The organism is Nocardioides sp. NPDC047086 (genome assembly GCF_040643685.1).
In the GTDB taxonomy this organism is placed as follows: domain Bacteria; phylum Actinomycetota; class Actinomycetes; order Propionibacteriales; family Nocardioidaceae; genus Nocardioides.
Genome location: NZ_JBEYUV010000082.1, coordinates 1 through 5,611, shown reverse-complemented (window position 1 = coordinate 5,611; position 5,611 = coordinate 1). Strand labels below are relative to the sequence as shown.

The following is a 5,611-nucleotide window of genomic DNA, read 5'->3' as shown; positions in this document are numbered from 1 at the left end:
GACCAACACGGTCCCCTGCGCGCTCGATGGGACCGTGTTGGTCTCGACACGCCTCCGCCTAGCGGCTCCGGCGGCTCGACCAGCGGGGGTGGGACGGTCAGCGGGGGTCAGCGGTGGCGACCCGCGGGGTCAGCCAGCGGTCGAGACCAGCGCCTGAGCGGCGGCCTGGTCGATCTTGCCGTTGCCGAGGCGGGGGAGCTGGGCGACGGGGACGAGTACGTCGGGGAGCGAGTCGGGCCGCAGGACCGTCGGCAGGCGACGGCGGAGGTCGTCGAGGTGGGTCTCGGGCCCCTCGACGAGGCTGACGAGGTCGCCCTCGGGGGTGGCGGCGGTGAAGGTCGCCAGGCCGAAGGCCTGCTTCACCTCGGCGTCGAGGGCGTCCAGGTCGACGAAGCTCGCGCTGCGCTTCACCCGTCGCCCGGCGCGGCCCAGGCAGAAGAGCTCCTCGCCACGCCGCGCGCCGAGGTCGCCGGTCAGCACCCGCTCCTCGCCGTCCCAGCGCGGGAACTCACCGTTCGGGGAGCCGAAGAGATAGCCGCCGGGCAGGTGAGGTGACTCGATGGCGAGCATCTTGCCGGCCTCGGCACCCGCCAGCGACGTACGCCACGCCCCGACCGCCCCGCGCCCGATCCCGAGCGTGCCGTGGACCGTGGGGAGGTCGTCGCCGGCATCGAAGCGGGCGGCGCTGGCGAACCCGATCGTCTCGCTGGTGCCGTACGTGTTGACGACCGCCGGGACGCCGAGGTCGAAGACGCGCTGGGCGTCGGTGGCGGAGAGCCGGTCGCCGCCGGAGCCCCAGACCCTCAGGGTCCGCGTGGCCGCGTCGACGCGCTCGGCGGCCGCGAGGTCGATGAACCGGGGAGCCAGCCGCAGGTGCGTCGCCTCGACGCGGGCGCAGAAGCCGAGCGGCCGGAGCCGGTCGCCCAGCGAGGACGAGACGTGGAGGGAGGCGCCGGCGGCCAGCGCGACCAGCAGGTTGGTCATCGCCAGGTCGTAGGAGAGATGCGAGACCTCGGCCCACACCGAGGAGGCGTGGAGATCGAGCGCGGCCGCGCCGTGCGGGACGAAGGCGTCTATGCCGGCCCAGGACGAGAGCACGCCCTTGGGCCCGCCGCCGGTGGAACCGGAGGACATCGCGACGTACCCGGCTGCGAGCTCGGAGCGGGAGGACGACGCGACCGCCCGGATTCCCGACCGGTCGAGCACGACGTCGGGGTGCAGCGACTGGAGGAGGGACCTGCGGTGCTCCTCGGCGGCCGAGGGGTCCACGAAGCAGACCGGGAGATCACCGAGGATCGTGGCCACGAGGGCGACGACCGCGTCGGTGGACAGCGGCAGCGACACGGCGACGAGCGGCCGCGGCACACCGGCGGCCGCGACGAGGGCGAGCCGCAGCTCCTCGGCCGCGCCGACCAGCCCGTCCGCGCCGAGCGACGTCCGCCTGTCCGCGATCACGGCCTGCGACCGGGGTCGGGTGCGTACGGATCGGATGCGCTCGGCCAGCGGGTTCACAGCAGGCGACGCTAGGTGCCGCGGGGCCCCGCGGCACCCGCGTCACCACTCACGATCCCCGGATTCGGGGATATGCCGGGCGTCCCCGTCGAGGGGGTCTCCGCGCTCCCCAACGCTGCTCATATGGTCAACGCAGCCCAGCAGAGACATGGCGTGGCAAAGACGCACGTGCTGATCATCGTCCAGAACCTTCCCGTGCCGCTCGACCGGCGCGTCTGGCTGGAGTGCCAGGCGCTGGTCGCGCGCGGCTACGAGGTCAGCGTGATCTGCCCGAAGGGACCCGGCGACCCGGGGCGGCAGCAGCTCGGTGGCGTACGCATCTACAAGTATCGGGCCGCGCCGCAGGCCCGCGGCGTGCTCGGCTACCTGCTCGAGTTCGTCTACTGCTGGATCCGTACGGCACTGCTGGCCACCAAGGTCTGGCGGGACCGGCCGTTCGCGATCATGCAGGCGTGCAACCCGCCCGACACCTACTGGCTGCTGGCCCGCATCTGGAAGCGCCGTGGCGTCCGGTTCGTCTTCGACCAGCACGATCTCAACCCCGAGCTCTTCCTCTCCCGGTTCGGCACGCCGACGTCGCTGTCGGGTCGCGCCCAGCTGGCTGTGCTGCGCTGGCTCGAGAAGCAGACGTACGCCACCGCCGACCAGGTCATCTCGACCAACGAGTCCTACCGGAAGGTCGCGATCACCCGCGGCGGGATGGCCCCCGAGGACGTGACCGTGGTCCGCAGCGGGCCGGACACCTCGGTGATGCGTCCGGTGCGGCCCCACGACACGGCGCCGCATGCCGAGCGCCACACCCTGGTCTACCTCGGGATCATGGGTCCCCAGGACGGTGTCGACACGGTGCTGGAGGTCATGGACCAGCTCGTCCACCGGCGCGGCCGTACGGACGTCGACGCGGTGCTGATGGGCTTCGGCGACTGCCTCGAGGACCTCGAGCGACGCTGCACCGAGCTGGGCCTCGACGACGTCGTCACCTTCACCGGACGGGCCGGCTCGGCGCTGATCGCCCAGCACCTCAGCGCCGGCACCGTCGGCCTGTGCCCCGACCTGAAGACGCCGCTCAACGACGTCTCGACGATGAACAAGACGATGGAGTACATGGCGTACGCCCTGCCGTCGGTCTCCTTCGACCTGGTCGAGACGCGGGTCTCCGCCGAGGACGCCGCGCTCTTCGTCCCGTCCGGGGACGTGGCTGCCTTCACCGACGCGGTCGAGTCGCTGCTGGACGATCCCGAGCTGCGGGTCGAGCTGGCCCTGCGGGCGCGGGAGCGCGCGGCGAAGGTGCTCGACTGGGGACCGCAGTCGGCGGCGTACGTGCAGGTCTACGACTCCATGTGCGCGACCGGGGAGGCCTCGGCGGCGGTCGACGGGTTCGAGTACGTCGACCTGGACGACCCGGACGCGCTGCGCCAGTTCGTGCTGACCCGGGGACCTGCGGTGACGTAACCGATTTCGGGTATATGACCCCGGATCGGGGAACTTTCTTCCCGTAGATCCCCAAGGATGGCTCCTTGTGCTGAAAATAGGGGCCGTCGGCTCCTAGAAATAGAGGAGTCAACCCCACGTGACCCCCACTGTACGGATGCTCGGGACCCGTGGCGTGCCCGCTGCCCATGGCGGTTTCGAGACCGCGGTGGAGAACATCGGGCTGGATCTGGTCGACCGCGGCTGGCGGGTGGTCGTCTACTGCCAGGACGACGAGCCGCACGCGGACCTGCGCATCGACATGTGGAAGGGCATCGAGCGCGTCCACGTGCCGGCCCGGCACGACGGTCCGCGCGGGACGATCGAGTTCGACGTCGGCGCTGTGCGTCATGCTGCCCGGGAGGCCGCGCAGGACGGCAGCGTGTGCGTGACGTTCGGCTACAACACCGGCGCGCTCAACTCCGTGCTGCGCTCCCGCCGCGTCCCCAACATCATCAACATGGACGGCATCGAGTGGAAGCGGGCCCGCTGGTCCGGCCCCGAGAAGGCGTTCCTGTGGACCCAGGAGCGGGCCGCCTGCTGGCTGGGCGACCACCTCATCGCCGACCACCCCGAGATCGCCCGCCATCTGGCGACCCGGGTGCCGGCCGAGAAGATCACCACGATCGCCTACGGCGCACCGTCGGTCGTCGACGCACCCGAGTGGGCGGTGCTCGACCACGGACTCGAGCCCGGCTCCTACCTCACCGTGGTCGCCCGCCCGGTGCCGGAGAACAGCATCCTCGAGGTCGTCCGGGCCTTCTCCCGTCGTCGCTGGGGCCGGAAGCTGGTCGTCCTGGGTGACTACGACCCCGCCGACGACTACCAGCGCGCCGTCCTCGAGGCGGCGAGCGACGAGGTCGTCTTCCTCGGCGCGATCTACGACACCGACATCGTCTCGGCCCTGCGTTTCCACTCGGTGGCGTACGTCCACGGCCATCAGGTCGGCGGCACCAACCCCTCCCTGGTCGAGGCGCTCGGCTGCGGCAACGCCGCGATCGCCCACGACAACCGCTACAACCGCTGGGTCGCCGGCGACTCCGCCCTCTACTTCTCCGACGAGGCCGGCATCGTCACCGCGTTGGAGCGGCTTCTGTCCGAGCCCGAGCTCACGGCGTCGCTGTCGGCGGCCGCGCGTGCCCGCCACTCCGCCGAGTTCACCTGGAGCCGGATCGCCGACCAGTACGAGCAGCTGATCCGCGACCACCTGCGCTGAGCTGTCTCTAGACGTCGGTGGCCACATCCGCCGCCCGCGGCGCGGGCTCGTGGGCGGTGTAGGCGCGGTAGGCGATGACGCAGGCGACGGTGAGGACCGCGGCGGTCACTGCGCAGGCCGTGAAGAGGGCGTGCCACTGGTCGTGGTCGGCGGCCGGGCCGGCGACGACGGCGGCGATCGAGCTGCCGATGAAGAGGGAGGCTGCGAAGCAGGCCACGACGGTGCCGCGGGCCTCGGGGACGATCGAGGTGGCCCAGGTCTGGAGCGAGGTGTGCAGGAAAGCCCAGGTGATCCCGAGCGCCACGACGATGCCGATGATGGTGGGCACCGAGACCTTCATCGTCGCGGCGGCGTACCCGGCGGTCAGGGCGACGCCTCCGATCGCCATCAGTGCCCAGCGCGGGACCCGTCGGGTGAGAGCCTTGAGGACCTGCGAGGAGAGCAGGACCGCGATGCCGTACGCAGCCGCCGCGAGCCCCGCCCGCGCCGCGTCGACCCCCTGGGCCTGCAGAGCGGGGGCGAGGAGAGTGAGCACGCCCAGGACGAGACCGCCCTCGACGAAGACGAGCAGCCCGACGACCATCACCCAGCGGTTGCTCAGCGCCGCCTGGAACGATGCCTTGATCCCGCTGTTCGTGGCCCTCGGCGGCTCGGCGAGCGAGCGCAGACCCCAGGCGCTGACCAGCGCCACGACCGCCGGCACCGCGAACACGACCCGCCACCCGGCGAGCTGGCCGGTGATCCCCGCCGCTGCTGCGGCCAGCGCCGTCCCCACCGCCATCGCCGCCATCAGGTCCGAGAGCGCACGCTGCCTGTGGCTGCTGGAGACGGTGTCGCCGACGTACGTCAGTGACGTGGGCACGATCGCCCCGAAGAACGCTCCGGCGACCACCCGCACCACCACCAGCGTGACCAGGTTCGGTGCCGCCGCCGAGACCAGTCCGGCGATCCCCGCCCCGACCAGCGCCCCCTGCATCAGGCGGACCCTCCCGAACCTGTCCGAGAGGGCTCCCCACAACGGCTGGCAGAGTCCGTACGCCAGGTAGTAACCGCTCGCGATCGCCACCGCCTGCCCCACCGAGACCCCGAACGCCGCCGCGACCAGGACCAGGATCGGGCTCACCACGAACCTGTCGAAGCTGCTCACGAATGAGGCCACCGAGATCCAGACCGGTGGGCGCTTCGGGTCTGGGTCAGGGCGACGGGTCACGTCTTCAGGTTAGTAAAGAACCTGGGTCTCTGGGTTCCCGGTGGCCGAGTTAGCCTCCCCACCCCACCCCACCCCGCTCCCACCCGCTGGTCGAGCCGCCGGAGCCGCTAGGCGGAGGCGTGTCGAGACCAACACGGTTCCTTGGCTGATCGAGCTTGCTGAGAACTCCCTGCCGGGACGTTTCGCCCGAGGGCTGGCCTGGG

4 protein-coding genes are annotated in these 5,611 nt (G+C 71.5%); 2 read left to right on the top strand and 2 right to left on the bottom strand.

Annotation, left to right across the window (positions count from 1 at the left end; genetic code table 11):
• Positions 1–129: 129 nt before the first annotated feature.
• Positions 130–1,512, bottom strand: a complete 1,383-nt coding sequence (locus ABZ796_RS27615; protein ID WP_357341380.1) for an AMP-binding protein — start codon at positions 1,510–1,512, stop codon at positions 130–132.
• A gap of 153 nt (positions 1,513–1,665) precedes the next feature.
• Here ABZ796_RS27615 and ABZ796_RS27610 point away from each other — a divergent pair, with 153 nt between their 5' ends.
• Positions 1,666–2,964, top strand: a complete 1,299-nt coding sequence (locus tag ABZ796_RS27610; protein ID WP_357341379.1) for a glycosyltransferase family 4 protein — start codon at positions 1,666–1,668, stop codon at positions 2,962–2,964.
• 118 nt (positions 2,965–3,082) lie between these two features.
• Positions 3,083–4,198, top strand: a complete 1,116-nt coding sequence (locus ABZ796_RS27605) for a DUF1972 domain-containing protein (RefSeq protein WP_357341377.1) — start codon at positions 3,083–3,085, stop codon at positions 4,196–4,198.
• Positions 4,199–4,205: 7 nt separating this feature from the next.
• Here the strand turns inward: ABZ796_RS27605 and ABZ796_RS27600 are convergent, their stop codons facing one another.
• The gene (locus ABZ796_RS27600; protein ID WP_357341375.1) at positions 4,206–5,408 is read right to left on the bottom strand and encodes an MFS transporter; all 1,203 of its coding nucleotides are present in this window, start codon (positions 5,406–5,408) and stop codon (positions 4,206–4,208) included.
• Between the last annotated feature and the right edge of the window lie 203 nt (positions 5,409–5,611).